The organism is Sporofaciens sp. St.21A7 (genome assembly GCF_059728535.1).
In genome coordinates this window covers 3,773,747-3,800,029 of record NZ_BAAGFN010000001.1, presented here as the reverse complement: position 1 = coordinate 3,800,029, position 26,283 = coordinate 3,773,747, and the positions used below count along the sequence as shown (strand labels likewise).

Genomic DNA, 26,283 nt, shown 5'->3' with positions numbered 1-26,283 from the left:
GTTTGGATATGATAACAGGAGGTTAAGGACATGATCAATAAATTAGTGGAAAATATCAGGAAAACGAAGGCCCCCATTGTGGTAGGCCTGGACCCTATGCTGGACTATGTGCCAAAACATGTGCAGAAAAAGGCTTTTCAGGAATATGGGGAGACATTGGAGGGAGCGGCGGAAGCAATCTGGCAGTTCAATAAAGCCATTGTGGACCAGACTTATGATTTGATTCCGGCGGTGAAGCCGCAGATTGCCATGTACGAACAGTTTGGGCTCCCAGGGCTTGCGGCGTTTGCGAAGACGGTGGATTACTGTAAAGAAAAAGGGCTGGTGGTTATCGGAGATATTAAGAGGGGAGACATCGGCTCCACTTCGGCCGCCTATGCAGTGGGGCATCTGGGACGGGTTCAGGTAGGGAGCAAATCCTGCCGGCCTTTTGACGAGGATTTCGTGACGGTGAACCCGTATCTGGGGTCGGACGGTGTCAATCCGTTCTTGAAGGTTTGCAAGGAAGAGAAAAAGGGAATCTTTGTGCTGGTGAAGACGTCAAATCCGTCCAGCGGAGAGTTCCAGGATCAATTGGTTGACGGAAAGCCGCTGTATGAGCTGGTGGGTGAGAAAGTTGCCGCCTGGGGTGAAGAACTGATGGGAGACGAATACAGTTACGTAGGCGCAGTCGTGGGCGCTACCTATCCGGAGATGGGGAAGATTCTCAGAAAGGTTATGCCAAAGGCTTACATCCTTGTACCGGGTTACGGAGCGCAAGGCGGAAAAGGAAAAGATCTGGCGCATTTCTTCAATGAAGACGGGTTGGGGGCAATCGTGAATTCCTCCCGCGGGATTATTGCGGCGTATAAGCAGGAAAAGTATGAGAGGTATGGCGAGGAGGCATTTGCGGAGGCGTCAAGGGCGGCAGTGAAGGAAATGATTACAGATATCCAGGGTGCGCTTTAGAATGTTTCGGCTCTAATATAATGGAAAGTGGGAGAAAGAGATGGAAGAGAGGAAGAAAGAGATTGCAAGAGTCGTGTCGCAGGAATCCCTTGCAGATGGAATCTACAGCATGTGGATACAGACAGAGGCTTCAGAAAGTGCAAAGCCTGGGCAGTTTTTGTCCTTGTATACCAATGATGCAAGCAGGCTGCTTCCAAGACCGATCAGCATATGTGAGATAGACCGTGAGAAGGGAAGACTGCGCGTCGTATACCGTGTAACAGGTCAGAACACGGGGACAGAGCAGTTTTCCAGAATGAGTGCAGGCGATAGGATTCCGGTAGTCGGGCCCCTTGGGAATGGATTTCCCGTGAAAGAAGCGATAGGAAAACGCGTATTTCTGATGGGCGGGGGGATAGGAGTGCCGCCGATTTTGGAGCTGGCAAAGCAGATGGAGTGCGGGAAGAAACAGATTGTGGCCGGATACCGGGATGCCCATATATTTTTAAAAGAAGAGTTTGAGCAAAACGGAGAGCTGTACATTTCCACGGAAGACGGGAGTGTGGGAACGAAGGGGAATGTACTGGATGCTATTCGGGAAAATGGCCTGGATGCGGACATTATTTTTGCCTGTGGGCCCACTCCGATGCTGCGTGCAATCAAGGAGTTTGCCAAAGAAAAAAAGATAGCGTGCTATATTTCCTTGGAGGAAAGGATGGCGTGTGGGATAGGGGCATGTCTTGGATGCGTCTGCCGCACCAAGGAACGTGACCCTCATACGAACGTGCATAACGCCCGGATTTGTAAGGATGGTCCGGTATTCCTTTCGACGGAGGTGGAGATCTGATGAATTTGAAAGTAAATATTGCAGGAGTGGAGTGGAAGAATCCGGTGACGGTGGCTTCCGGGACGTTTGGCTCCGGTGCGGAATATGCGGATTTTGTGGATTTGAACAGGCTCGGCGCCGTTACCACAAAAGGGGTTTCCAATGTGCCCTGGGAGGGAAATCCGACTCCCCGGGTGGCGGAAACCACAGGCGGCATGATGAATGCAATCGGGCTGCAGAATCCGGGGATTGACTTGTTCTGTGAGCGGGATATTCCATTTCTGCGAAAATACGATACAAAGATTATCGTGAATGTATGCGGAAAATCTGAGGAAGACTACTGTGAGGTTGTGGAGCGTCTTGGAAATGAAGATGTGGATATGCTGGAAATCAATATCTCCTGTCCCAATGTGAAGGAGGGCGGGATTGCCTTTGGACAGAACCCCAAGGCGGCGGAAGATATTACCAAAGCAGTCAAAAAGTATGCGAAACAGCCGGTAATCATGAAGTTAAGCCCCAATGTGACGGATATTTCCGAGATGGCGAAGGCAGTTGAGGCAGGGGGCGCAGACGTGGTGTCTCTGATCAATACATTGACGGGAATGAAGATTGATATCCGCAGGAGGACATTTGCGTTGGCGAACCAGACAGGGGGCGTTTCCGGACCTGCGATTCATCCGATTGCCGTGCGTATGGTCTATCAGGCGGCGAAGGCAGTGAAGATTCCTGTAATTGGCATGGGAGGAATCGCGGGCGTGGAAGATGCCATTGAGATGTTGCTTGCAGGGGCCAGCGCCGTGTCTGTGGGAACGGCGAATTTCCACAATCCGGCTGTGACGGTGGAGATTATCGAAGGGATTGAGACATACCTAAGAGAGAACCGTATGGAAGATGTGAAGGAATTGGTGGGGGCAGTGCGGTAAGCATTGCCCCGCGGCGAGTAGGGAAAGATGGCACTTCCCTACTCGATTTTCATAAACTCAAACAACTCCATCTGCCTGCCATTTCCTTCCTGTTTCGACGGCCTGGCTTTTTCTCGATGAACCAGTTCTTGGGGCAGATTTTTTAAAAATTCAGAGTCTTCCTTTGAGGAAGTAAGGAGCAAGGTTTCCCGCGCTCTGGTAGCTCCCACAAAAAGCAGCCGGCGTTCTTCCTCGATATCGGTGATATAACGTCCATTTTCAAATGGAACCAGTCCTTTGCTGACTCCGAAAATCAAGACAGCCGGGAATTCCAGACCCTTTGAGCCATGAAGGGTCATCAGCGTAACGGCTCCCGACTTATATTGTTTATCTCCGCAGCGCTTCAGGTCGCTTTCTACACCGAACTCCAGCGCATTCATAAAATCAGCCATTACCGGATAGAAGACTGCAGTCTGAGTCAGCTTTTGCATTGATTTGTTCTTTTCCAGGTGCAGATCTGCCATCCATTCCTCCAGGATTTTCACAGGTTTCTTCTTTTTCATCCAAGGCATATATTTCTCAGCCATATTTTCATAAATGCTGTCTGTCAGCGCCCCTTCCTCAAGGTTCCATAAAAGTTTCAGAGCCGTCTGTCCGGCGAGCCTGTTTTCTGGGTACAGCAGGCTTTGGAAGAAACTTATGGTTCCACGCACGTAAGGCTCCGTGAGGTAATCGTCCCGCCCTGACACTACATAAGGAATTCCCTCCTTTTTCAGGCAGGTTTCCAATAAATCAGCCTGACGGTGGGTTCTATACAGAACAGCAATATCGTCAAAGCTTCGGATCTGCCCCTCATTTTCCGGAAATATCTCATGGGCTTCCAACATTCCGATTCCTCCCGCAAGACGGTTGATTTCTTTGGCTATGAAGATTGCCTCGGACGCGGCGCTGTCTGCTTCCACAAGCCGGACAGGGGTTCCGTCTTGTCGGTTTGGATTGAAATGCCGCCTGCCTCCCGGATTTTGGGAAATAATTTCTGATGCAAAGGAAAGAATCTGCGGCGTAGAGCGGTAGTTCTCCTCAAGGGTAATCTGGCGGGCGTCAGGAAAGTCTTTGGCGAGACGTTTAAAACAGCCTGCATCTGAGCCGCGGAAACCATAGATGGACTGGTCCGAGTCTCCGATGGCGAACAGCTCTTTTCCGCCTGCATTCCACGTCTTTACAAGCTGGTACTCAAGAGGACTGATGTCCTGGAACTCGTCTACTAAGAGATAGGAAAAACGGTCGTCTGGTACGGCGCTTTGGCGGGCAATGCGCAGGGCTTCTATCAATATATCGTCAAAATCCAGAAGATTCCATTCTCTGAGAAAATTCTGGTATTCCTCAAACGCATCTTTAAGCTGTGGCTCATTTTCTTCTATGGGGAAGGCAGGCCCCGTCTGTAAGGATTCCTTTTCTGCCCAGGAATCAAGGCGGTAAAGTCTTGTTTTGTATTCTGAGACTGCAGTCAGAAAACGGGAGACGGACATGTCCAGTTGGAAGGTTTTAATAAGCTGCCTTGCCAGATCTCTCATTTCCGTTTCGCCGGCCAGGGATGCCTCATTACCATTTTCCATAAGGATCTTCCAGGCTATGGAGTGGAAGGTTCCAACGGTAAGCTTTCTTGCTGCCGTACTTTTCCCGGATTGCTTCCGGATACGCGCCCGCATTTCCTCTGCAGCCTGATTGGTAAATGTAACCGCTGTGATACAGGATGACTTGACACGCCTTGTCTCCAGGAGATGCAGAATGTGAGAGGTTAGGGTGCGTGTCTTGCCGGTTCCGGGTCCCGCAGTCACCAGGGTAACACGGTCGATGGCTTCTATTGCAAGGCGCTGGTTCGCGTTAGTCATATCTTGATCTAAAATGTTGTTGTCCTGGACACTTTTGTTTAAGCGTTCAGGTTCCAGAATATGCCCCGGATTCTGCCAGCCTGTTTCAAGTGTGGAGGTATTCTCCATAACATCCATCTGCCCGTCAAAAAGACTTAGCTGTCCGTGAAGACGGTCAAGCTCTTGGGGAGTGAATAGACGGATGGTTCCGTATTGCCCGTCGAATCCGGGAATTCTTGTCACCTTACCCTCCCGTAGACGTCCGATTCCTTCAGAAATCAATATGCCTGATACGCTGCGGATTTCTTCCAGAGGAATGTCCCGCAGGATATGGAATTCTGGTCCCAGTTTTTTCAGCATATTCTGATATTCCCGTTGGACTTTGACGCTTGCAGACGAATATCCTGCGGATGCTCCGATGATTTCGGGCAAGGGAACCAGGCTTTCGTAGTGTGCTGCATTTTCTTTCACATGCCCTTCGCCTCGGTCTGCCATCTGTTCAATACGGTGGGATACTCCGATGGTTAGTTTACGTCCGCAGACCGGGCATACGCCTCCATATTTTTCGGCGTCAGTGGGGGAGAGGCAGATGCCGCATTTCCGATGACCGTCATAATGATATTTTCCTTCTTCCGGAAAAAATTCAATCGTTCCCACCAGCCCTTTTCCAGTTTGGATTGCCGCAGCCAACTCTTCGTAGGACAGGAAAATATCCAGAAGATTTGCCTCTCGTCCAAGCTTTGCCGGAGAATGTGCGTCCGAATTGGAGATAAGCTGGTAACGGTCAAGGGCAGAAACCCGCCAGTTCATGGGCGGATCGGAGGAAAGCCCTGTTTCCATCGCATGGATATGGCTGGCAAGGTCGCCGTAACATTCCTCCACGGAATCAAAACCAGAAAAAGCGCCAAACAGAGAAAAATGGGGTGTCCAGATATGGGCAGGGACATATACGGCAGATGGACACAGCTCCAGAAGAATCTCCAGCAAGTCATGACAGTCAAGCCCCAATATCGGTCTGCCATCCGAATGAATGTTACCGATTGCTTCCAGTTTGTGAGAAATGGTTTCGGCGTCGTCAAGCCCGGGCAGCAAGATTAAGCTATGGACTTTGCGCACCTTTCCATATTTTTTGTAAATGGAACTGATTTCCCCGGTTATCACAAAATGAGGCTGTATGGTATCGGCAAGAAACGGGTCCTCTATCCGATATTCGTCCTTTAACACATACAGTCCGTTGCCTGTAGGCGCAAGTTTTTCTTCCAGTTCCTTCCGCCATGCAGGATGTGTGAAATCACCGCTTCCTACAATGCCGATGCCTTTCCGTCTTGCCCAGAGATCCAGGGATTCCGGAGTACAGTCCTTGCTGGTTGCCCGGGAATAGCGGGAATGAATATGTAAATCTGCTATATACATAAAAAATACCTTCTTTCCGTAACATGCTCTATACCAATCATAGGGATAACGAAGGAGCAGGTCAAGTAGAAAAGCGGTATTTGTCGAAAAAAGTCGAACAAAAAAATATGGAAAATATGTAGAATGATTGACAGAAAAGGGAAATTATTGTATGATATGAGCCACATACATATAGTGTTGTTCAACACATCGTAGGAATCTATTTTATGAATCTGTATTGAAGGTTTTGATTGATACCTTCAATTCCAAAAGAAACCCAAGTAAAAGAAAATGAATTGAAAAAGGAAGGAGAAGATGAATTACAAAAAAATCGTTGTTTTTTTGACAATTATGTTTGGAGCCGCGGCACTTTGGAGAGCGGGAAGCTGGTCTGAAAGTCCTGGCAGTGCTGCAAAACAGAACACATATGCGGCGTCGGACAAAAGAGAAACGGAGGAGTTAAGGAAGATTGCGGTAGTGAACCTGGATGAAGGAGTAACGAAAGACGAAGGCCGGGTGAATTATGCGGAGCGTCTGTCCAGGTTTCCAAGTATGGATTTTGAGTATGCATCCTTGGAGGCGGCAAGAACCGGACTTGAGACAGGAAAATACGGGGCATATATTATTATCCCGGCGGCTTTTTCCCAGAATGTGGAGAGCATTAACACAGCGCCGCAGGTATCTCAGTTGGAGTATATCGTCAGCCAATCCTGTTCCGGAAGGAGACAGTATGAACTTCTTTATCATGTTTGGAGTTATATCGATTCGCTGAACAATCATTTAAGCTATATGTATGTGGACAACATATTAAGGGAGTTCCATGATGCCCAGGACGGAGCAGGACGTGTGATGGAAAATGATTTGAGAGACTTAGAGGCAATGGAAAGAATCCAGTCCCAGGAATGGATTACGTTGGCAGAGATGCCAAAGATGCCCGAGAAGGAAGAAATACCGGAAATGTCGGATATTTCCGGTTATACGACACAAATTTCTCTGTTGGAGGAGTCTGTAGGAGCGCAGTATGAAAGCAGTGTCCGGGATATCCAGACCCAAATTGCAGCTTTAGACGCCGGAGGGAAATCGTTAGCAGATTGTCTGGAAAACCTGGCAGGGCAGACGGTGGAGCTCGACCTTACTTTAGACGGGAACGGAGAGAGCATTGCCGGGAAAGCGGAAGGGTTACTGCGCGCAGAACTGGAAAGGCAGACGGAGCTTATATTGGAGAAAGAGTTTGTAACCGAGGGTTTGAGGGAACTAAGAGACAGCAATGAGGAGATGCTCAAAAGGTTCGAGCAGTCAACCGGAATCAATGATTCCAAGGAAGGGGAAGCCCAACAGGATTTACAAAGCTTACTGTTGGAGCAGGCACAGGAGCTTGAGAAACTAATAGAGGAAGCAGACCAGGCAGAAAATTTTGATATGGACAAGATTACGGAACTGGTACAGAGAGAATATATGGACCCGATCAATTCTAATGTGAATGAGGCAAAGAAAGCATTTCAGCAAAGATATGAGGCGGAACTTACGGCAGTGCGAGCGTATAATGGGCAGCTTGCCGGTTTCCATCCTCAGATGAACAGCCAATTCCTTGAACAGAGTATTCGTAAGTTGAAGGAGAATCACGAAAATATGCAGAATGCCTTATTGGTGAATAATCAGGCGTATATGGACTATGCCCAGAAATCCGCTGATTTGTCGAAGGACTATACCGATAAATTAGAGAAATACATTTCAGAGGTTCAGAATTCATCCAGGGATGCAGCCGCGGAAGGGATGAGTGCTGCAAAAAAAGTAAAAGAGAAAAATAGCGCTATGAATCAGAGAATCTTAGGAGATTTTGCTTCAAAACTTCCGTATACAAGGCTTGGAAATGCAGAATACATGAGCGTTTATCAGTTTATAGCAAACCCACTTAGCGCAGCGGACAGATCCGGAAATCCGGTGGCAGATTAATGATAGAATCTATTTAGTAGGAGGAAAAGAAAAGGTATGAGTATCAGGATGAATACGGAGGATGTGATTGCAAGAGGTCAGGAGATTGAAAGCCATGTTGAGGATGTCACGGCTCTCCAGAATTATCTGAACAATGTCGTAAACAGCCAGCTTCCGGAGTTATGGGAAGGAAGCGGATACGAGGGGTTTGCCGCAAGAGTGGCAGAGATGGCGCCAAGCTTTGAGGCGATGCGGGAGTTGATTTCCGCTATTGGGCAGGGCGTTGTGATGAATGCACAGCAGTATGCAGAATTCGACCGGACGGCGGGTTCTCTGAACCGTAGGTAGCAGCTGTGGAAAGGAACCGTGATATACGGCTGAATCCGGAATTGCCGGCTGCGGATATAAAAGAAGGTGGGGGCGGAAACCGAATTCCGTTAAGCGATCGGTATGGGATTCCTGTATTTGCAGTAGAAACCAGCCGAAAGGAATGGGAACTTCATTTAGAAGAAAGCCGGAGGCTAGAGCGGATAAGACAGGAGATATTTGGGGCGGAGAGGAAGGAGGAAGAAAGACTCTGGGACATCCGCCGCCAGATTTTCCGGACCGTATCGGGAGAACCGATGCAGGGATACTTGGCAGTGGAAGATTCACTGTCAGTAGCAGGGTTAGAATCGGGATTGGCGATAACGGCGCTTCTTTTCCTGGTTACAGCGAAAGGAATCATGAATTTCTTTTCTGGCAGACGAAAAACCAGGGGTAAAAAGTTAAATAGGAGTAAGAAATGATACTGACATTTGTGGAAGATCGCAAAAAATTGGACGTTATGGTGAAGCCGGAGCAGAGAATCATAGATGTTTACCAAAGACTTCTCGAAGCCGGTTTTTTCTCGCCGCTAAGGGATGACAGGCAGGTGAAAGTATATTCTATGCGGAAAAAGGCATATGTGAACCCTATGCTTACCTTCTGGCAGGGAGGGATCTATGCAGGGGACATTCTAACGTTTGGGGCGCATTGAGAAGCAGAGGCAAGGCAGGGGAGGGCAGGAATGAAGATTCGGATACAGAAGTGTGAGATGGTATCAAAAACCAGGTATGATTTTAGACGGTTAGAAGAGGAACATGCTCTGTTTCTCCCTTGTAAGGTGGAAGAAGAAAAAGAGACTGTATGTATGAGCTTCGACATGCGGGGTATGAGCGGATTTGAAGAACTAAAAGGGGCAGATCGGATGAAGCAGCTTATGGTATTGGCACAGGTGGCGGAGCTTGCAAAAGTATATCAGGATTATGATTTTGCACTCGAACCTGAGAATCTGTTCTATGATGTTCTCGGCAGGGTTAGGGTGAAAAACCGGGATATCATTTCCCCCGACAGGAAGAACCGGACAAAGTATTTTCTAAGGCAGTACCAGGCATTGATTGGATATATCCTGGAAGGCTTACATCCCTATGAGGACTATCTGTATGGCGGCCTGGAAATCTTGAAAATGCAGGATAAGCATACCGTTTTCTTTGAGCCGGAAACAGTTCAGGAAGAGAAAAAAATATTACTGGAGGAATATGCAAACCTCATGGAAAATGAAAAGAACCTTATGAAAAAGGTGGAAATCTGGAAATATAAAGGGCTGGTCAGATATTGCGGGGTATCTGTGTGCCTGCTGGTATTGCTTTTGTTTGCCGTATTTTACAGTTTCGGCTGGCGTATGCCTAAACAGGATAAGTTAAGGACAGCCGGGAACGCTTATATTCAGAAGGATTATATAGCAATGATTGACGCATTGAAAGGATTTCGGATTTCAGAACTTAACCGAACTGAAAAATATATGCTTGCCACTGCCTATATCCAGGGACAAGCTGTGGACACGTTCAGCGCCGGAGATAAGGAAAATATTCTGAGCAAAATTACCTGCCAGTCTAATGAAAATGTGTTGGATTACTGGATTCATCTGGGACGAATTGAGGTAAGGGAGGCCGAGGAGCTTGCGATGAAGATGTCGGACGACCAGCTTTTGTTGTATGCTTACATGCATGAACTGCGGCAGATGGAAGAGGATGGAGAATTATCCGGCGAAGAAAAGCGCGGCAGGAAGCAGGAGTTAGTGAAGGAGATCGAAGAACTTGCAGGAAAATTAGGAATCTGATTACCTGAATAAACGTAGGAGGTCCGGCTATGGAGTATCTGCTAATGCAGACCAGGGATGGATATTTGGAGTATCCTGTATTTGGACGTACAAAAGAGTATACCCAAGGGCATACCGTAATACATGCCCCTTACGGGGCGGGTGGACTTTGTCCAACAAAGTATGAGAAAGATATATGGCAGATTCGGGATGGCAGGCAGGTGTTTTGGCTATGTGGAGAAAGACGTCTGTTTGCCCGAAAAGCGTGTGTCACCATATCGGAGGGAACGGAGGCTTTGCTGCGGATTCCTGGGCTAAAAAGCCGTTTTTATATCAGAGGAATGCAGATGTGTGCTGAGACAAATGGAAAAGAGCGGCTCTATCTGAACCAACAGGAATTGAATCAAGGTGATTTCGTCTTGCAGCCGGGCGACGTCCTGTTTTTGGAGAATGTAAAGATTGAGGTGTGGGAAAAACAGATTGCAGTCCAGGGGAATGCGGATGCTTATCAAACAAAACTCCTGGAATGTTTTCCTTTGCAGAAACCGGAGGGTTTTCCAATCTATAAACGTTCTCCAAGGCTATTGAAAAGACCGTCTGCGGAAAAGATCCGGATTGAACTTCCAAGGGAAAAAGAAACCGGGGCTAAAAAGGGATTTCTTATGGTCATATTGCCCCCTTTGGCGATGACGGCAGTGGCGCTTGCAATCGGGCTTTTGGCGGGACATGGAATCTATCTGCTGTTATCTGCGGCGGCGGCAGGGATGACGGCGGTATTTTCTGGGGTGCAGTATGTGGATGAGAGAAGGGAGCAAAAGAAAAGAGATAGGGAGCGTAGGGAACGATATATCGGCTATCTGTGGCACAGACAGAAGGAGATTGCAATAGCCTGTGAGCGGGAGCAGGAAATCTATGACTTCCAATATCCAACAGTTGAAGAATTGGGCAGGATGATAAGAGCGTATGACAGCCGGATTTACGAACGGTCTGCCTGTGATGAGGATTTTCTTACTGTGGCTGTCGGCAGTTTTTTGGGAGGAACGAGGCTGCAGATTGAGGGGAAGGAGCAGGCTTGGGATGTGAAAGGGGATGCATTGGCAGAGCTGGCGGAGGAGATTTTGCGAAGGTATTCTTTGATTCTCAGACCAAGAGTGGTTGATTTGAAAAAAGCTCATCTTGGAATGATAGGCGAGAGGGAAACCGTGCAACGGCAGATGAATGTACTGATAATGCAGCTTGCATTTTTTCATAGCTATCATGATTTAAGGATGATTGTCGTCTATGATGAGAGATACGAAGAAACATTTGCATGGATGCGCTGGCTCCCTCATCTGCGTATACCAGCGATGAATGTGTTAGGAATGGTTTGCTCAGAAAGAACTCAGGAGATTGTGCTTGGGGGCATGGCGCAGATTTTAAAGGAGCGGGCAGAGCAGATGAAGGAAGGCGTGCAAGGCGGCAAGAATATACCCTACTATCTCTTCCTGATTGATGAGCCTTCCTGGATTTTAAATCATGGGATTATGGAATATCTATGTATGGATGGAAAGAAACTGGGATTTTCGATTATTTATGCCAGTTATACACAGGCAAATCTTCCAGAATATATAGGGAGTGTTTTGGTGTATGACAGTTCCAGTAAAGGGACGCTTCTTCTTGATGAACAGGCGTATACAGAGCAGGAGATTCGTCTGTTTTCGGGAGATAAGGTTGATTTTGAATGGATGGCGAGAGATTTAAGCGTGTTGGAGCATGCCAGGGGGACGGTCAGTTTTATCCCCAGAAATGTCAGTTTTTTTGAGTTGTATGGGATACGGCGGCCAGATGAACTTGATGTCCGTAAAAGATGGAAGGAGAATCAGTCTCACAAGTCGCTGGCCGTACCGCTGGGGATGCGTATGGCAGGGGAGGTCTTGTGCTTGAACCTGCATGAGAGAGCGCATGGTCCTCACGGGCTTGTGGCAGGAACGACGGGGGCTGGAAAATCTGAGCTGCTCCAGACTTATATTCTGTCGCTTGCAGTGAATTTTCATCCTTATGAAGTGGGATTCTTGCTGATTGATTACAAAGGAGGCGGTATGGCAAACTTGTTTTGCGATCTTCCGCACCATATGGGGACCATTACGAATCTGGATGGTCCAGGAAGTATGCGGGCGCTGATTTCTGTAAAGGCAGAGCTGTCGCGAAGACAGCGCATATTCCGAAGCTTTCAGGTGAACCATATTAACGGATATATGCGGTTGTTTAGGGAAGGGGCTGCGCCTGAGCCGATTCCACATCTTTTTATTATCAGTGATGAGTTTGCCGAATTGAAGAAAGAGCAGCCAGATTTTATGAAAGAGCTTGTGTCAGTGTCTCGTATTGGAAGAAGTTTAGGCGTTCATTTGATTCTGGCAACACAGAAACCAGCCGGTGTTGTGGATGAACAGATTATCAGCAACAGCAAGTTTAAACTTTGCCTCAAGGTGCAGAACGAAAGTGACAGCAAGGAGATTCTAAAGACAGGGGATGCGGCGGGGCTTACTCTGCCCGGGAGGGCATATTTTCAGGTTGGTAATCATGAGATTTACGAATTATTCCAGTCTGCTTTCAGTGGAGAGGCATATCGGGAAGAAGAAAAAAACGAGTCAGCCGATAACCAGGTTTATGCCGTGAACAAGCTGGGGCAAGGGGAATTGTTTGACCAGGATCTAAGCAAAGGAGCAGAAGAGTCTCGGGCATGTAAGACGCAGCTTGAGGCGGTAATTGCCCATATCCAAGAAGAATTCACAAAAGAAGAGGTTAGAGAGGTGAAAAAGCCATGGCTTTTACCGCTGGGCAAGATGATAGTAAGCCCATATGGAGTCAAGGACAGAAGGAAAGACAACAAATTGTCTGTAAGGATTGGAAGAGTAGATTTACCTGAGATGCAGGAGCAAAAGGAGTTAGAACACAACTTTGAAAATGAAGGGAATCTCTTTTATGCTGCGTCCGCTGGTTTTGGAAAGACGGTATTTCTGACCACAGTACTGACAAGCCTTGCAATTTCCTGCGATGTAGATACCGTTCATTTTTATATTTTGGATTATGGGAATCATGGCTGTATGCCCATGAAGGAACTTCCTCATACAGCGGAGTACATCTCGCCTGCCGATGAAGAACGGTACTGGAAATTCAAGAAATTTATGACGGATGAGATCGCATCCAGGAAAAAACTATTTGCAGAGTATGCAGCCCCTTCATTGGAAGCATACCGTGAGCTGTCAGGAGATTCTCTAAAATCTCTGGTTGTGGCAATCGACCAGTTTGATGTTGTGAAAGAGGTAGGATTTGAAGAGGAGGATTTCTTTACAAGGTTGACACGAGACGGAGCTGGCCTTGGAATCTATACAGTTGTCACAGTGGCAAGGGTAAATGCAGTCCGACAAGCAACCTTGATTAACTTCAAAAAAAGGATAGCAGGCTATATATTTGAATCGAACGAAACATGTTTGACTGTGGGAAGGACAACATTGAAACAAACAGATATCAAGGGACGTGTGTTGGTAAGCGGTGAATATGTACATGAAGCGCAGATTTATACCATGGCGCCATGCGAAGATAAGGTGGAATATAGTAGGGCTTTGAAAAACCTGATTCAGGAAGTACGAAAGAGTTATCCAGGAAAAGAAGCGCCTCATATTCCTGTATTGCCGCAGGAGTTATACTCAGATATGATGAAAGAATATGCATCCGATGGCAGCGGCTATCTGATTGGGTTAGACGTGGAAGAAGTGGTCGGGACGGGATTTCAGCCGACGGCAGGTATGTTTGTGATTATCGGAAATACCGGAACTGGGAAAACCAATATGCTGAAGATACTTGCGAATCAGGCAATTCCACGAGGAAGAACCTATCTCTTTGACACAAAAGGCATGGAAATGTATTACTGTCGTCAGGCGCCGAATGTCTTATATATAGAGGGGAAAAAAGAGATTGAGATTTTTGTGAAAGAGATGTCAAAGGAGCTGGAAGACAGAAGAATGTATTTGAAAAAGAGGTTGAGAGAGTGCGATGGTTTAAGTCCCAAGGAACTGCTCGGTGAATTACCGTTTTGTACAATACTGATTGACGATCTGGAAGATTTTACGGAAAAGCTGAATACAGACTTGGAAAGGATCACGTATCTGATAAAAGAGGGTATTTCCCTGGGGATTCCCTGTATCATTACCATCCATGCCGCAAAGCCGCGGGGAATGAGCGGGATGGATAAGCTGGTCCGACAGGCGTCAGAAGGGCTTGTATTGAGTTCCCAGGGAGTTGTGCCGATATTTCCTGTTTCTGGTATGAGGGAGATTCCCAAGCCAGGGGAAGGATTGTTGTTTAAAAACGGAGTTTACCGGCGAGTTCGCCTTCCAAAGTATGGCCACAATTTGCATTCGATTGTAGGGAATTGATAATGGCGAAAAATCGTTGATAGAACAGAGGGGCAGACCGTCCGAAAACCCAGTCTAATCTGATATAACTATCATGGTAGAGATATCTGTCATAAAGGCAGATGACTTATATAGAAGAATGCGTACCTTGACAACTGAATAAAGTGTATAAAATTCTGGCTGCATACCAACAGACGTAGTATAATACAAGTGTTGGGAATACTACATTTTGAGGTGATATTGATGGATTATGTACGGGGATTTGACAGAGACCAAATGATGGTGACTACATGGGATTCCATGGTTGATCCGGATAGTACGGCAAGGCTTATAGATGCATTTGTGGATAGTCTTAACCTTTCAGATTTTGGTGTGAAGGAGATGTCCCGGGAAGGTAGGCCGCCGTATGACCCGAAGGGCCTTTTCAAGCTTTACATTTATGGAAGCGATAATGGGATCAAATCCTCCAGAAAACTGGCGAGGAGCTGTAAAGTAAATGTAGAGGTCAGGTGGATGCTTGGCGGAGTCGAACCTGATTTCCGGACCATATCTGACTTCCGGAAGGATAACATAGACAGCCTCAAAAAGATTTTTCACGAGTTTAACAAGCGGCTTTCCGGAGCAGTAGAGTGGGGGTTTACCTCCATTGATGGGAGCAAGTTCAATGCCTGCAATTCCAAGAATAATAACTTTACAAAAAACAAGCTGGATGACAGGATCAAGTGGCTTAATGGCCACATTGAAGAGTACCTCCGTATCCTTGATGATGCAGATAAGGAGGAAGGGTTTGAAGAAGATCCCGATAAACTTACAAAAGAGCTGGTAGAAGAAAAGGTGAAAGAAGCCCGAGAGCGCCTTGCAAAATATGAGGGCTATCAAAAGCTCATGGAAGAAAGCGGCCAGTCGCAGATGTCACTTACGGATGCAGATGCAAAACTGATGAAGAGTAAGAATGGTTTTGCGGTAGCGTATAACCCACAGACAGCAGTTGATTCTGAAACACATTTAATCCGTGATTTCCAAATGACAAACCAGGTGACAGACCACGGGCTTATGGATTCTACGCTTAAAGAAGTAAGGGAAGAATCGGAAGGCGTCATCGAGGCAGTTGCCGACAGGGGATATGAAAGTGAAGAGGACATGATAAAGTGCCTTGAAGACGGGATTATCCCGCATGTTATAACCAATGATGGGAAAGACGGGTATCAACTTGAGATACCGTACGAAGGAGCAGCTGATGCAGATACAGAAAGCACAGACCCGGAAGGGTTAAAAAAGGCGTTGCATGCCGGCGTAATTCCTGAAGCTTACAAGGATGTCATAACAGATATAGAAGTTATTGAAGTAAGAAGGAAAGTCAGTGACGAGCCAGAGACAGAGGGAGTTTCAGAGTCAATTTACGGGACACCCGAAGAAATGATGAAGAGGGCAAAGGAAGGATACTTTGTCAGGGACCCGGAGAGGAATCTCGTGTATTGCCCGAATGGAGAAATCCTCCGCCAGAAATGTATAAAGAAAAACGGGAACATCAGATACGCAAATAAGAACGCATGCCGGCATTGCCCAAACAGGAATAAATGTTACAAGGGCAAAAATGAGTGGAAAGAAATAGACTTCACGAAAGACTGTCTGGAGAAGCCGTGCAAAGATTGGCTGGAAGCCGAGGGAAGTATGCCAGGTAAGCAGGGCGTCAAAAACGGGAAATATCACTTTGAGAAACAGAAAGTGGTGAGGTTCTTCCTAAAACCTGACAGAAAGAAAACGGCAGAGCGAATGTGTTTGTCAGAGCATCCGTTTGGGACAATAAAAAGAGCGATGGGATTCAGTTACTTTCTTCTGAGAGGCCTGAGGAAAGTGACCGGGGAGTTTGCGCTCATGTGCCTGGGATACAATATAAAACGAGCGAAAAACCTATTAGGATTTGAAAAGATGATGGAGTTAATGGCGGCAGGATGCTGCTGGTATAACCCAATATACACTTTATTCAGTTGTCAAGGTCAGATATTTATTTCGAGAGAAATATATCTGGCATTTTTGATGCTAAAAATGGCTACAAACCGCAGAAAATAAGGGTTTTCGGACAATCTGGGGGGGGGGGTGTTGAAAAATGCCGGATAGAATACAGATTAATTGTGAAAGAGTTGAGGAAAATGCAATGAGCGTAGAGAACGCTGCCGTGTATCTTCAAAATGTGACCCTAGTTCCTCAGGATATGAAAACAACACTTCCTGCCAATGCAAATAGCAAGACGGCATATGAGAGGGCACAGGGCAGAATAGCGAGTCTGGGAACTATGCTGGATCAGGAGGCGAAAAATATCAGGGGTCTTAATATGGCATTTGAGGAATTTGACAGGATGTTAGGCAGATTTGGGGAAAATAAAAACCGATATCCCGAGATAACGGCGCGGCCATAGGAGGTGGGTTTGATGCGAAGAAGTGATTACCTGAATCCGGAAGCCATAAAGAGACAGTGTATAAAAGCGGCGAGCCGGCTGGAAGAAGACTGTAAGTCGTTGGAGATTGCCGGCAGCTGTATAGCGGAGTTTGTTCGGAACCCGGAAGTTGAGACTGAATCCTTTCAGGCTTTAAAGCAACAACTCGAAGATTATATCATTATTATAGAGGCAATGCAGATTGCAAATATTGCGGACGCAGAAGATTTTAAGAGTTTTGGCAGGCTTGTGGGGAGTGAGCTGCTAGATGGGGAGAATATATACGGGCAGATGGAAAATTCGTTAAGCATGAAGGAAAGCTTCCTGTCGAATGAGGAGTTCTACAGAAATCGGATGGCAGCAACAGAGGATATTTTTCTGCAGGCATATTATCATTTTAAAACGAAGCAGTATCAACGTATGGCAGATAACAGCCAAAGGCTGTATGAGAGGTGGAGGGAAAAAACGGAAAGATTTGATGAGATTGCAGCAGAAACTCAACATTTATTTGTGGATGGTAAAGATATTGACGTATTGATACAAAAAGGATTGACGCAGATTGCGGGTGGTTTTCAAAACGGTGCATATGTACGAAAACCAGATAATGAATGGAAAAAGCAGATTAAGAATATCGGTGTGCGTCTCGCCATGGGATATGGGGACAAAGGAGGAGAACAGAAAGGACCATATATGCTATGGAAAAGAGGTTTGGCATCAGACATGGAATCGATTAGAAATATGATCCATAAATATGAGGAATACGCGGACTATTCCGACGAAGAGATTACGGGACTTCTGATAAAATTAAGCGATGAAGGGTGTGCATACGTAGCTTTTGCAAATATTATCGTGGATGAATACAGGAGAAAAGAAGAAGAGTTTGAGAAGACATTTGGTTTTCCTCTTTTTTTGACCAATGCAATCGGCATCAAATACGTGAACTATAATCAGCTTATTGTGGATCTTTATTGTGCCAGTGACAATCATAGAAAGTCATGGAAGATGTGGCAGGAATATGATGTCTATGACAAGAATGAAGATTTCACGGAAACAGTCGGACGGGGAACATCATTAGATGATTGTATATACCGTTTTGAAAGGTATATGGACATATATGGAAAAGCTGTGAAGATTGAGAACATAGCATGCAGTGCAAGCGAAGTATACCAAAAATGTGAGGAAGAAATCAGACAGGGAAACCATATTATTATCAGGACATGTCCGGTGAGATTGGTGGATTCTGATGGGAAAGCCGTTCATAAGGGCGGAGGGCATGCGATGACGGTTACGGGACTTTCCGATGATGGAAGAATCCAGGTGTCATCCTGGGGAAAGATTTTCTATATTACCCCGGAAAATCCTGAATTTATGGATAATGGAGAGAATTTCGGCGGCGCATATATCAGAATTCAATCTGTTCAATTTTAATGCTATTCTATAGAAAAATGTAAAAGAAAGGCGAAGAGAAGAATGGAGCAGGAGGAAGAATTCTGGCAGGAAAGGAGACGTATGTTACAAGAGGAAGAGGAGGAGGAAAGAGAAATAAAAGAATATGAACTAAGATTGGAATTCATGTTTGAGAATTGTACGATATCTGATCGGCATATCTGCGGATTGATAGAAGAACAAAGGGAGCTGTTAAATGCCCTGCGTATGGGGAAAACAGAATTATCCATGTAAATCACATTTGTAAACTCAGATGTCTTGTCAGATGTCTTGTTCAGTGCTATAATGGTGTAAGTTTTGAAAAAGGAGACAAGATTCATGAATATTACAGAAGAAATCCAGGATTTAAAAAGAGAAAAGAATGCAGTCATCCTAGCACATTACTATGTAAATCCTGAAATCCAGGAGATTGCGGATTACATAGGAGATTCTTATTATTTAAGCAAAGTGGCAGTAGATTTAAAAGAACAGACAATTGTATTCTGCGGAGTATCCTTTATGGGGGAGAGCGCCAAAATCCTGAATCCGGACAAGACGGTATTGATGCCGGATATATCGGCAGATTGTGCCATGGCACATATGGCGGATGCAAAGACCATCCAAAAGATGCGGGAAGAATATGAGGATTTGGCGGTTGTATGCTATATTAATTCCACGGCTGAATTAAAGCGGCTCTCTGATGTCTGTGTTACCTCAGCGAATGCAGTGAAGATCGTGAAAGCATTGCCAAACAAGAATATTTTCTTTATTCCGGACAGGAATCTTGCCCATTTTGTGGCTTCGCAAGTGCCGGAAAAACATTTTGTTTATAATGAAGGATACTGTCCTGTCCATGAAGAGATCCAGGAACAGGAGATACGAAAAGAAAAAGAACTCCATCCTGCTGCAAAGGTTTTAACACATCCGGAATGCCCTCAGACAGTCAGAGATATGTCGGATTATATTGGCAGTACATCGGGAATTATAGCTTATGCGGCAAAGAGTGACTGCCAGGAATTTATCATTTGTACGGAAAATGGCGTCCGGTTTGAGCTTGAGCGGCAGAATCCTGATAAGCGGTTCTATTTTACCAGGACGGAGCCTGTCTGCCACGATATGAAGAAGATTACGCTTGTGAAAATCAGAGATGTTTTGAAAAATGGCGGAAACGAAATTCAAGTAACGGATGAACTTCGCAGAGAGTCGGTAGAACCTCTTGAGCGGATGTTAGAACTTGCAAAGTAATATTTGCAATGAAGGGAACTGTGAATCATACGACTGTTTTGCAGTTCTCCGGCGGAGGATAAAAAAATGGATATAAATACGGATGTTGTGATAGTAGGATGTGGAGTCGCCGGTCTGTATAGCGCGTTAAAACTTCCAAGAGATAAGCGGATTGTGATAATTACGAAATCAGATGCCGAAAGCAGTGACTCCTTCCTTGCTCAAGGTGGGATCTGTGTTCAGCGGGATGATGAGGATTACGACAGTTACTTTGAAGACACGATGAAAGCTGGGCATTATGAGAATCGGAAGGAATCGGTGGATATTATGATCCGGGGTTCCAGGGCGGTCATTGCGGATCTGGTTGAGTATGGAGTCAGATTTGAACAGGAAAACGGCGAGTTCCTATATACCAGGGAGGGAGCACATTCAAGACCCAGGATTTTGTTTCATGAAGACATTACCGGAAAAGAGATTACAAGTACGCTGCTTCGCCAAGTGCGTAAGCTGTCCAATGTGACGCTCTATGAATATACATCAATGACGGATATCATAGAAGAAGAGGGCGTATGTAAAGGTGTCTGGGTTGAGGATGTACAGGATATGATTTCCGATAAGCAGACGCAAGAACAGCCAGGGAAACAATACAAAATATATGCAAAAGATACGATTCTGGCAACGGGAGGTATTGGCGGCAATTATCAGCATTCTACGAATTATCCGCATCTGACGGGTGATGCAATCGAGATAGCAAAAGCTCACGGGATACGTCTGGAACATTTGGATTATGTGCAGATACATCCGACAACCCTCTATTCTGAAAAACCGGGCCGAAGATTCTTGATCTCGGAATCTGTGCGTGGAGAGGGAGCCGTATTGTATAATGAGAAGAAAGAACGTTTTGTGGATGAACTGCTTCCAAGGGATGTGGTTGCAAAGGCGATTTTTGAACAGATGAAAGAAGAAGGTACAGAGCATGTCTGGCTTTCCTTAGAGCCGATTCCAAGAGAAAAGATACTGAAACATTTTCCGAATATCTGCCAGCATTGTCTGGAAGAAGGGTATGACGTACTCAAGGAATGGATTCCGGTAGTGCCAGCACAGCATTATTTTATGGGCGGGATATGGGTAGATTCTGACAGTCGAACATCCATGGAGCGTCTGTATGCTGTGGGCGAGACTAGCTGTAACGGCGTCCACGGTGCAAACCGGCTGGCGAGTAATTCTCTGCTGGAAAGTCTGGTTTTTGCAGGGCGGGCTGCGCAAAAGATAATGTGTGAGTAATCGTAGAGATAATGAGAAAGGAGTACGATGGTAAATGAATAAGATTACAATGGCCTTACAGGCAGATCAATTGATATTAGAGGCGTTGAAAGAGGATATTTCCAGTGAAGATGTGACAACGAATTCGGTCATGAAAGAGGCTGTGGAAGGGGAAGTAGACCTACTCTGTAAGCAGGACGGGATTATTGCGGGACTGGAAGTATTTGAGAGGGTGTTCAAGCTTCTGGACGAAGGGACAGAGGCAGAGTTTTATTGCAAAGACGGAGATGAAGTAAAAAGCGGGCAGTTGATGGGCAAGGTAAAGGGAGATATCCGTGTACTATTATCTGGTGAGCGAGTTGCATTGAATTATCTTCAACGTATGAGCGGAATTGCGACATATACCCATTCTGTAGCATCACTGCTGGAAGGAAGCGGCACGAAGCTTCTGGATACCAGAAAAACGACGCCGAATATGCGGATTTTTGAAAAGTATGCAGTCCGTGTAGGCGGGGGATATAATCACAGATATAATCTGTCGGATGGAGTATTGTTGAAGGACAACCATATAGGAGCCGCGGGAAGTGTCAGGAAAGCAGTGCAGATGGCGAAAGAATATGCTCCTTTTGTCAGGAAGATTGAGGTAGAGGTGGAGAATCTTGACATGGTTAAGGAAGCGGTAGAGGCGGGAGCAGATATTATTATGCTGGACAATATGTCTGCTGAGGAGATGCAGGAGGCTATCCGTTTGATTGACGGGCGTGCGCAGACAGAGTGTTCCGGAAATGTGACAAAGGAGAATATCGGACGGCTGGCATCTTTGGGGGTAGACTATATTTCCAGCGGTGCGTTGACCCATTCTGCGCCAATACTGGATATTTCTTTAAAGAATCTTCATGCCCTGACATAATCGGGATAAAAGATACGGAGTATTCATATCTTGAAGGAGGAGTAGGATTATGACAGGTTCGGACAGAAGAGAGGACATCATCTTGCAGATACAGAAAAGTACATGTCCGCTATCAGGTACGAAGCTGGCAGCTCTTTATCATGTAAGCCGACAAGTGATTGTACAGGATATCGCACTGATTCGCGCTGCAGGTTATGATATTATTTCCACTAACAGGGGATATATATTGAATGCGGCAGTGTCGGCAAGCAGGGTTTTCAAAGTAAAGCATACAGATGAACAGCTTGAGGACGAACTGTGTTCGATTGTAGACCTTGGAGGAACGGTCAGAAATGTGATGGTGAACCACCGGGTATACGGTCATATAGAAGCAGAAATGAATATTGATTCCCGCAGGAAGGTTGCCGAATTTATGGAGGATATCCGCAGCGGCAAGTCCAGCCCTCTTAAAAACATTACATCCAATTATCATTACCATAAGATTTTGGCAGATAAAGAAGAAACCCTAGACTTGATTGAATGTATGCTGAGAGAGAAAGGATATTTAGTTGAGGTGGGCGGATTATCGTCCCATAAGGTATCATGTAATTAGCAGGAAAGGAGAAAGAGATATGACAGGACATAAGATTATTACCATTGGACGCCAGTTTGGAAGCGGCGGGCATGAGATTGGCAATATCCTTGCAACGAGGCTTGATATTCCGTTGTATGACAACAATTTGGTGAGGATGGCGGCTGAGAAACTGGATATCAGGGAAGAAACTGCACGGGCGGTTGATGAGACGACACTGAACAGTTTTCTTACAGGCTATGTGATTGGTCCGATGGAGTACAGAGATTCCATACGGTCGGACGAATATACACAGCCGCTTAATGAGCAAGTGTATGAATTACAGTCGGAGATTATCCGTAAGCTTTCGAGGAGGGGGCCCTGTGTGATTGTCGGAAGGTGTGCCGGTTACATCCTGAAAGACGATCCGGGCTGCCTGGATGTATTTATCTGTGCGGATCTGGATGAACGAATCAGAAGAATTGCTGGCAGATATGATATGTCTGAGAAGAAAGCGGCAGATAAGATTAAGAGGATAGACCGTGAACGAAAATATTATTATGAATCCCATACAGGGCTTGAGTGGGGCAGTGCGCTATCCCATCAGATTCTTTTGAATGCAGGAAGGCTGGGAATCGAGGGGACTGCCGATGTGCTTGAGTTGATGTATCGGGGAGAATGGAGGTAGATGATAGGAGATATTCTTGCGGATACCAGTATGGATTGTTTGAAGATGCTGCCGTACCTGTTCGTGGCATTTATTCTGATTGAGGCGTTTGAACAGTATTCCGGGACGTTTACAAAGAAGATGCTCCTTAAAGTAGGAAAAGCAGGACCATTGGCGGGAGCATTGTTTGGCTGTATTCCCCAATGCGGATTTTCCGTTATGGCGGCGAATCTGTATGCAAGAAGAATTATTTCGGTGGGGACACTCTTGTCTGTCTTTATCGCAACCTCTGATGAGTCGATACTGATTATGATGGGGAATCCGGATGCAATGGCAGCCATAATTCCCCTCTTGGCGGCGAAGTTGGGAATAGCAGTTGTTGCCGGATATCTGGCAGACCTCATTTTAGTAAAAAAGACATTAACGCCAAAGTATAGTGTAAATCTCGTGAAATGGGATGACGGCAGCGAGGAAAAAGGGATTGTGAAATCAGCGTGGAATCACACGGCTAAGATGTTCGTTTATCTCTTTTTCTTCACCGGTGTATTGAATCTCGGTGTAGAGTTTTTTGGAATGGAACGGATTTCGTCATTTCTTTTGGGGGATACTATATTTCAGCCTGTATTTGCTGCTGTGATTGGATTGATTCCCAATTGTGCTGCTTCGGTTATTCTGACCCAGCTATATCTTAGCGGAGCGATATCATTTGCATCGGTAATCGCAGGATTGTGTACAGGTGCGGGAGTCGGCTTGGCGATATTGTGCAAGGTCAATCAAGACAGACGGGAGAATCTAAAAGTAATTGGATTTTTATTTGCGATTGCTGTAACAGCAGGTCTGTTTCTGGAGTTTCTTATGTGAAAAGTGTACGAAAACTGCATGAATCCACGATTCTGATTGCATTTCTGTAAGAATGTGTTATAATATTCACGACTCGGTGACGAGGCTTAGGAGAAATAGGAGGAATTAAAATGGCTACAACAAATGCAGGAACTACGAAAACCAAAGCTGGAAAAAAGACTGGAGAGGAGAATGTGAAGGAGACTCCGGTTATGACCAGTCAGGAAGATACAGTTAAGCCTGAAGCAGAGAAAGCAGAATCAGCACAGAAGCCAGTGAAAGCTGCAGCGAAGTCGGTTGAGGCTGTTGCAGAGAAGAAAGAAGAGACGAAAGCGCCTGAGAAGAAGACACCTGAGAAGAAGACATCCACAAGAACGGCAGCGAAGAAGACGACAACGAAGAAGGAAGCAGCGCCGAAGAAAGAGACGACAGCGAAGAAAGCAACGACGAAAAAAGAGACAGTGAAGAAAGAGACAACAGTAAAGAAGACAGCATCCAAAAAAGAGATCAAAGTCAATGCGATTGTCGAACACTATGGAAGGCAGATTAGCGAGCAGGATATCATCGCCAATGTCAAGAGGGCATGGACGAATTCCGGTAAAAACGAGAAGGATATCAAATCAATAGAATTATATATTAAGCCTGAGGAGAACGCCGTTTATTATGTTGTGAATGGAACGGAGACAGGGGCAGTTGGGTTGTACGAATAGGGATGGAAAAGACTGTTGCATGGGGGTGCGGCAGTTTTTTTGGATATGTCGGTTATAAGTTTGCCAAAGGAGACGAATGATATGTATCAGATGGGAATAAATTTGCCTGGGATATCTGACGGACAGGCGGATATGGTATTATTAAAGATCATGCAGATGGCCATGGTAATACAGATTGTTATGGTGGCTGTCGGCGTTCTGGTCTGTTTCTTTGGATTGAAGCTAGTGAGAGTCCTGTCCGTATTTGCGGGGCTTTTGATTGGCTGCGGGATTGGTGCGGCGGCCGCATTCGGCCTTGGATTCTCCGGAACGATGATACCGGTCATGATCTTGCTCTGTACGGTCGTCATGGCTGTGCTGTGCGGCGGGATACGAAGGCTTGGCATCTTTTTCGTGGTTTTGCTGCAGACCTTGGGTATTGCCGCATCTCTGTTCCTGCCGGGAGCGAAAGATTTAACACAGGTACTTCTGGTGTTGGGAATTGGAGCGGCAGCGGCGCTTTTGTTAGCAGTACTGGCTGTGATGAAACCAGAATTAGTGGTAGTCGTTGTGACAGGAATCTCCGGCGGATTGTCGGCGGGGACTGCGGCAGCAGCGTTGATTGGAATTTCAGGCAATATCTGGGCAGGGTATGGAATCAGTGCGTTAGCAGCATTGGTTGGAATCTGGGTACAGTTCATGATGCAGTCCCGTAAGATTGGTAAGAATGAGAGAGTATATGCACAGCGGATGAAAGGTCAGGTCTCCAGGGAGTCCGAAGTTGAGAAAGCCCGGAAGATACTGGAGGAGGAAGACGAGGAAGAAGAAGGAAGCCACAGGAAAGGCACGGGGAAAAGCAAAGCTGGCCGCAGTATTGACGGAGAAGATGACGAAGACGATGATATCACGATTATCAGTGAAGAATTGTAGGGAATTTCAACCATACATGTCCGGCCTGGTTGTATTTTAGGGCAGATGTGATATAATAGTGAATATATCAGATTCCGAGAAATATGAATGAAGGAGGCCTTAGTGTATGAAGATTGATATGCATTGTCATGTTAAAGAGGGCTCTATCGACAGTAAAGTAGGTCTGGATGAATATATCACAAAGCTGAAAGAACATGGGTTTGAAGGAATGTTGATCACGGATCACGATACTTACAAAGGATACCGCCATTGGAAATATCATATGAAAGGGAAGGTTCACGAGGATTTTGTCGTACTCAAGGGGATTGAATATGATACCTGTGATGCAGGACATATCATCTGCATCATGCCGGAAGGTGTCAAGATGCGCCTGTTGGAGTTAAGAGGTCTGCCGGTAAGCGCATTGATTGATTTTGTGCATCGGCACGGCGGGATTCTTGGCCCTGCACATCCTTGCGGGGAGAAGTATTTAAGTTTTACGAACACAAAGAAATTCTATAAATCCCCGGAGATTATCAAGAGATTTGATTTCATTGAAGCATTTAATGCATGTGAGCCGGAAGAATCCAACAGGGAAGCGATGAAGCTTACGATGAAGTATAAGAAGCCGGGAATCGGAGGCAGCGATGCACATAAGCTGGACTGTGTCTCTCTGGCATATACGGAGCTGCCGGAGAGGATTACCTGTGAGACGGAATTGATTTCCCTGATACGCAGGAAGGCGCCTATTGGGGTAGGCGGCACGATTTACGGGAAGACGACGAAGGATAAGATAGGGAAGGTTAATAAGCTTCTGGTGTATTCCTTCTGGTTCTATAATAAGGGCGGAGAGCTTCTGAAGCGTCATAAAAGAAAGTTAAAAGGGGAGATTGAGAATCCCGTCGATCCAATCGACCCGATAGAGATTCCGTATCTGAAAATGCAAGAGAAGATTTGACGGTATGGTGCGAAAAACAGAAGTTAGTGAGGATGGATTTCATATGTTAAG

23 protein-coding genes are annotated in these 26,283 nt (G+C 45.9%); 22 read left to right on the top strand and 1 reads right to left on the bottom strand.

Annotated elements, in window-relative coordinates:
- Positions 1–30 precede the first annotated feature (30 nt).
- From pyrF to AC6I3O_RS18890, 3 genes are read left to right on the top strand one after another with little or no spacing between them, the layout of a single operon-like run.
- On the top strand, positions 31–948 hold the full coding sequence (gene pyrF, locus AC6I3O_RS18900; RefSeq protein WP_497852182.1) for an orotidine-5'-phosphate decarboxylase: 918 nt from the start codon (positions 31–33) through the stop codon (positions 946–948).
- A gap of 40 nt (positions 949–988) precedes the next feature.
- The gene (locus AC6I3O_RS18895; RefSeq protein ID WP_497852181.1) at positions 989–1,774 is read left to right on the top strand and encodes a dihydroorotate dehydrogenase electron transfer subunit; all 786 of its coding nucleotides are present in this window, start codon (positions 989–991) and stop codon (positions 1,772–1,774) included.
- Entirely contained in the window at positions 1,774–2,676 is a 903-nt protein-coding gene (locus AC6I3O_RS18890) for a dihydroorotate dehydrogenase (protein ID WP_497852180.1), read from the top strand. Before AC6I3O_RS18895 ends, AC6I3O_RS18890 begins: the two co-directional genes overlap by 1 nt.
- A 38-nt stretch (positions 2,677–2,714) precedes the next feature.
- On the opposite strand, the gene AC6I3O_RS18885 is transcribed toward AC6I3O_RS18890, so the two are convergent.
- Positions 2,715–5,939 (bottom strand): UvrD-helicase domain-containing protein, encoded by a 3,225-nt coding sequence (locus AC6I3O_RS18885; RefSeq protein WP_497852179.1) that lies wholly within the window; start codon positions 5,937–5,939, stop codon positions 2,715–2,717.
- A gap of 294 nt (positions 5,940–6,233) precedes the next feature.
- Here AC6I3O_RS18885 and AC6I3O_RS18880 point away from each other — a divergent pair, with 294 nt between their 5' ends.
- The 19 genes from AC6I3O_RS18880 to AC6I3O_RS18790 all read left to right on the top strand — a co-directional run bounded on the left by AC6I3O_RS18880 (position 6,234) and on the right by AC6I3O_RS18790 (position 26,232).
- Positions 6,234–7,871 (top strand): YhgE/Pip domain-containing protein, encoded by a 1,638-nt coding sequence (locus AC6I3O_RS18880; protein WP_497852178.1) that lies wholly within the window; start codon positions 6,234–6,236, stop codon positions 7,869–7,871.
- A gap of 36 nt (positions 7,872–7,907) precedes the next feature.
- Entirely contained in the window at positions 7,908–8,198 is a 291-nt protein-coding gene (locus AC6I3O_RS18875; RefSeq protein WP_497852177.1) for a WXG100 family type VII secretion target, read from the top strand.
- Between the two features lie 5 nt (positions 8,199–8,203).
- Entirely contained in the window at positions 8,204–8,638 is a 435-nt protein-coding gene (locus AC6I3O_RS18870) for a hypothetical protein (protein ID WP_497852176.1), read from the top strand.
- Entirely contained in the window at positions 8,635–8,868 is a 234-nt protein-coding gene (locus AC6I3O_RS18865) for a hypothetical protein (RefSeq protein WP_497852175.1), read from the top strand. Before AC6I3O_RS18870 ends, AC6I3O_RS18865 begins: the two co-directional genes overlap by 4 nt.
- 30 nt (positions 8,869–8,898) lie before the next feature.
- The gene (locus AC6I3O_RS18860) at positions 8,899–9,990 is read left to right on the top strand and encodes a type VII secretion protein EssB/YukC (RefSeq protein WP_497852174.1); all 1,092 of its coding nucleotides are present in this window, start codon (positions 8,899–8,901) and stop codon (positions 9,988–9,990) included.
- 29 nt (positions 9,991–10,019) lie between these two features.
- Positions 10,020–14,384 carry a type VII secretion protein EssC gene (gene essC, locus AC6I3O_RS18855; RefSeq protein WP_497852173.1) on the top strand — a complete coding sequence of 1,455 codons (4,365 nt, stop codon included), beginning with the start codon at positions 10,020–10,022 and terminating at the stop codon, positions 14,382–14,384.
- A gap of 222 nt (positions 14,385–14,606) precedes the next feature.
- Positions 14,607–16,433, top strand: coding sequence for a transposase (locus AC6I3O_RS18850; RefSeq protein ID WP_302144327.1), 1,827 nt, complete (start codon positions 14,607–14,609; stop codon positions 16,431–16,433).
- 37 nt (positions 16,434–16,470) lie between these two features.
- On the top strand, positions 16,471–16,779 hold the full coding sequence (locus tag AC6I3O_RS18845; RefSeq protein WP_302144325.1) for a TIGR04197 family type VII secretion effector: 309 nt from the start codon (positions 16,471–16,473) through the stop codon (positions 16,777–16,779).
- A gap of 12 nt (positions 16,780–16,791) precedes the next feature.
- Complete coding sequence (locus AC6I3O_RS18840; RefSeq protein WP_497852172.1) at positions 16,792–18,225, top strand: hypothetical protein; 1,434 nt, start codon at positions 16,792–16,794, stop codon at positions 18,223–18,225.
- A 42-nt stretch (positions 18,226–18,267) separates the two neighbouring features.
- Positions 18,268–18,477 (top strand): hypothetical protein, encoded by a 210-nt coding sequence (locus tag AC6I3O_RS18835; RefSeq protein ID WP_497852171.1) that lies wholly within the window; start codon positions 18,268–18,270, stop codon positions 18,475–18,477.
- 84 nt (positions 18,478–18,561) lie between these two features.
- Entirely contained in the window at positions 18,562–19,467 is a 906-nt protein-coding gene (nadA, locus tag AC6I3O_RS18830) for a quinolinate synthase NadA (protein ID WP_497852170.1), read from the top strand.
- Positions 19,468–19,533: 66 nt separating this feature from the next.
- Complete coding sequence (locus AC6I3O_RS18825) at positions 19,534–20,730, top strand: L-aspartate oxidase (protein ID WP_497852169.1); 1,197 nt, start codon at positions 19,534–19,536, stop codon at positions 20,728–20,730.
- A 34-nt stretch (positions 20,731–20,764) separates the two neighbouring features.
- Positions 20,765–21,619, top strand: a complete 855-nt coding sequence (gene nadC, locus AC6I3O_RS18820) for a carboxylating nicotinate-nucleotide diphosphorylase (RefSeq protein WP_497852168.1) — start codon at positions 20,765–20,767, stop codon at positions 21,617–21,619.
- A gap of 49 nt (positions 21,620–21,668) precedes the next feature.
- The gene (locus tag AC6I3O_RS18815) at positions 21,669–22,211 is read left to right on the top strand and encodes a transcription repressor NadR (protein WP_497852167.1); all 543 of its coding nucleotides are present in this window, start codon (positions 21,669–21,671) and stop codon (positions 22,209–22,211) included.
- Positions 22,212–22,230: 19 nt separating this feature from the next.
- The gene (locus AC6I3O_RS18810; RefSeq protein ID WP_497852166.1) at positions 22,231–22,857 is read left to right on the top strand and encodes a cytidylate kinase-like family protein; all 627 of its coding nucleotides are present in this window, start codon (positions 22,231–22,233) and stop codon (positions 22,855–22,857) included.
- Positions 22,858–23,697 (top strand): putative manganese transporter, encoded by an 840-nt coding sequence (locus tag AC6I3O_RS18805; RefSeq protein WP_497852165.1) that lies wholly within the window; start codon positions 22,858–22,860, stop codon positions 23,695–23,697.
- 110 nt (positions 23,698–23,807) lie between these two features.
- Complete coding sequence (locus tag AC6I3O_RS18800; protein WP_497852164.1) at positions 23,808–24,386, top strand: DUF6465 family protein; 579 nt, start codon at positions 23,808–23,810, stop codon at positions 24,384–24,386.
- Between the two features lie 81 nt (positions 24,387–24,467).
- Positions 24,468–25,295, top strand: coding sequence for a hypothetical protein (locus AC6I3O_RS18795; RefSeq protein ID WP_497852163.1), 828 nt, complete (start codon positions 24,468–24,470; stop codon positions 25,293–25,295).
- Between the two features lie 106 nt (positions 25,296–25,401).
- The gene (locus tag AC6I3O_RS18790; RefSeq protein WP_497852162.1) at positions 25,402–26,232 is read left to right on the top strand and encodes a PHP domain-containing protein; all 831 of its coding nucleotides are present in this window, start codon (positions 25,402–25,404) and stop codon (positions 26,230–26,232) included.
- The last annotated feature ends 51 nt before the right edge of the window (positions 26,233–26,283 follow it).

Coding starts and splice junctions, on each gene's coding strand:
- pyrF (WP_497852182.1), top strand. CDS start 31: ATGATCAATAAATTAGTGGAAAATATCAGGAAAACGAAGGCCCCCATT.
- AC6I3O_RS18895 (WP_497852181.1), top strand. CDS start 989: ATGGAAGAGAGGAAGAAAGAGATTGCAAGAGTCGTGTCGCAGGAATCC.
- AC6I3O_RS18890 (WP_497852180.1), top strand. CDS start 1,774: ATGAATTTGAAAGTAAATATTGCAGGAGTGGAGTGGAAGAATCCGGTG.
- AC6I3O_RS18885 (WP_497852179.1), bottom strand. CDS start 5,939: ATGTATATAGCAGATTTACATATTCATTCCCGCTATTCCCGGGCAACC.
- AC6I3O_RS18880 (WP_497852178.1), top strand. CDS start 6,234: ATGAATTACAAAAAAATCGTTGTTTTTTTGACAATTATGTTTGGAGCC.
- AC6I3O_RS18875 (WP_497852177.1), top strand. CDS start 7,908: ATGAGTATCAGGATGAATACGGAGGATGTGATTGCAAGAGGTCAGGAG.
- AC6I3O_RS18865 (WP_497852175.1), top strand. CDS start 8,635: ATGATACTGACATTTGTGGAAGATCGCAAAAAATTGGACGTTATGGTG.
- AC6I3O_RS18860 (WP_497852174.1), top strand. CDS start 8,899: ATGAAGATTCGGATACAGAAGTGTGAGATGGTATCAAAAACCAGGTAT.
- essC (WP_497852173.1), top strand. CDS start 10,020: ATGGAGTATCTGCTAATGCAGACCAGGGATGGATATTTGGAGTATCCT.
- AC6I3O_RS18850 (WP_302144327.1), top strand. CDS start 14,607: ATGGATTATGTACGGGGATTTGACAGAGACCAAATGATGGTGACTACA.
- AC6I3O_RS18845 (WP_302144325.1), top strand. CDS start 16,471: ATGCCGGATAGAATACAGATTAATTGTGAAAGAGTTGAGGAAAATGCA.
- AC6I3O_RS18840 (WP_497852172.1), top strand. CDS start 16,792: ATGCGAAGAAGTGATTACCTGAATCCGGAAGCCATAAAGAGACAGTGT.
- AC6I3O_RS18835 (WP_497852171.1), top strand. CDS start 18,268: ATGGAGCAGGAGGAAGAATTCTGGCAGGAAAGGAGACGTATGTTACAA.
- nadA (WP_497852170.1), top strand. CDS start 18,562: ATGAATATTACAGAAGAAATCCAGGATTTAAAAAGAGAAAAGAATGCA.
- AC6I3O_RS18825 (WP_497852169.1), top strand. CDS start 19,534: ATGGATATAAATACGGATGTTGTGATAGTAGGATGTGGAGTCGCCGGT.
- nadC (WP_497852168.1), top strand. CDS start 20,765: ATGAATAAGATTACAATGGCCTTACAGGCAGATCAATTGATATTAGAG.
- AC6I3O_RS18815 (WP_497852167.1), top strand. CDS start 21,669: ATGACAGGTTCGGACAGAAGAGAGGACATCATCTTGCAGATACAGAAA.
- AC6I3O_RS18810 (WP_497852166.1), top strand. CDS start 22,231: ATGACAGGACATAAGATTATTACCATTGGACGCCAGTTTGGAAGCGGC.
- AC6I3O_RS18805 (WP_497852165.1), top strand. CDS start 22,858: ATGATAGGAGATATTCTTGCGGATACCAGTATGGATTGTTTGAAGATG.
- AC6I3O_RS18800 (WP_497852164.1), top strand. CDS start 23,808: ATGGCTACAACAAATGCAGGAACTACGAAAACCAAAGCTGGAAAAAAG.
- AC6I3O_RS18795 (WP_497852163.1), top strand. CDS start 24,468: ATGTATCAGATGGGAATAAATTTGCCTGGGATATCTGACGGACAGGCG.
- AC6I3O_RS18790 (WP_497852162.1), top strand. CDS start 25,402: ATGAAGATTGATATGCATTGTCATGTTAAAGAGGGCTCTATCGACAGT.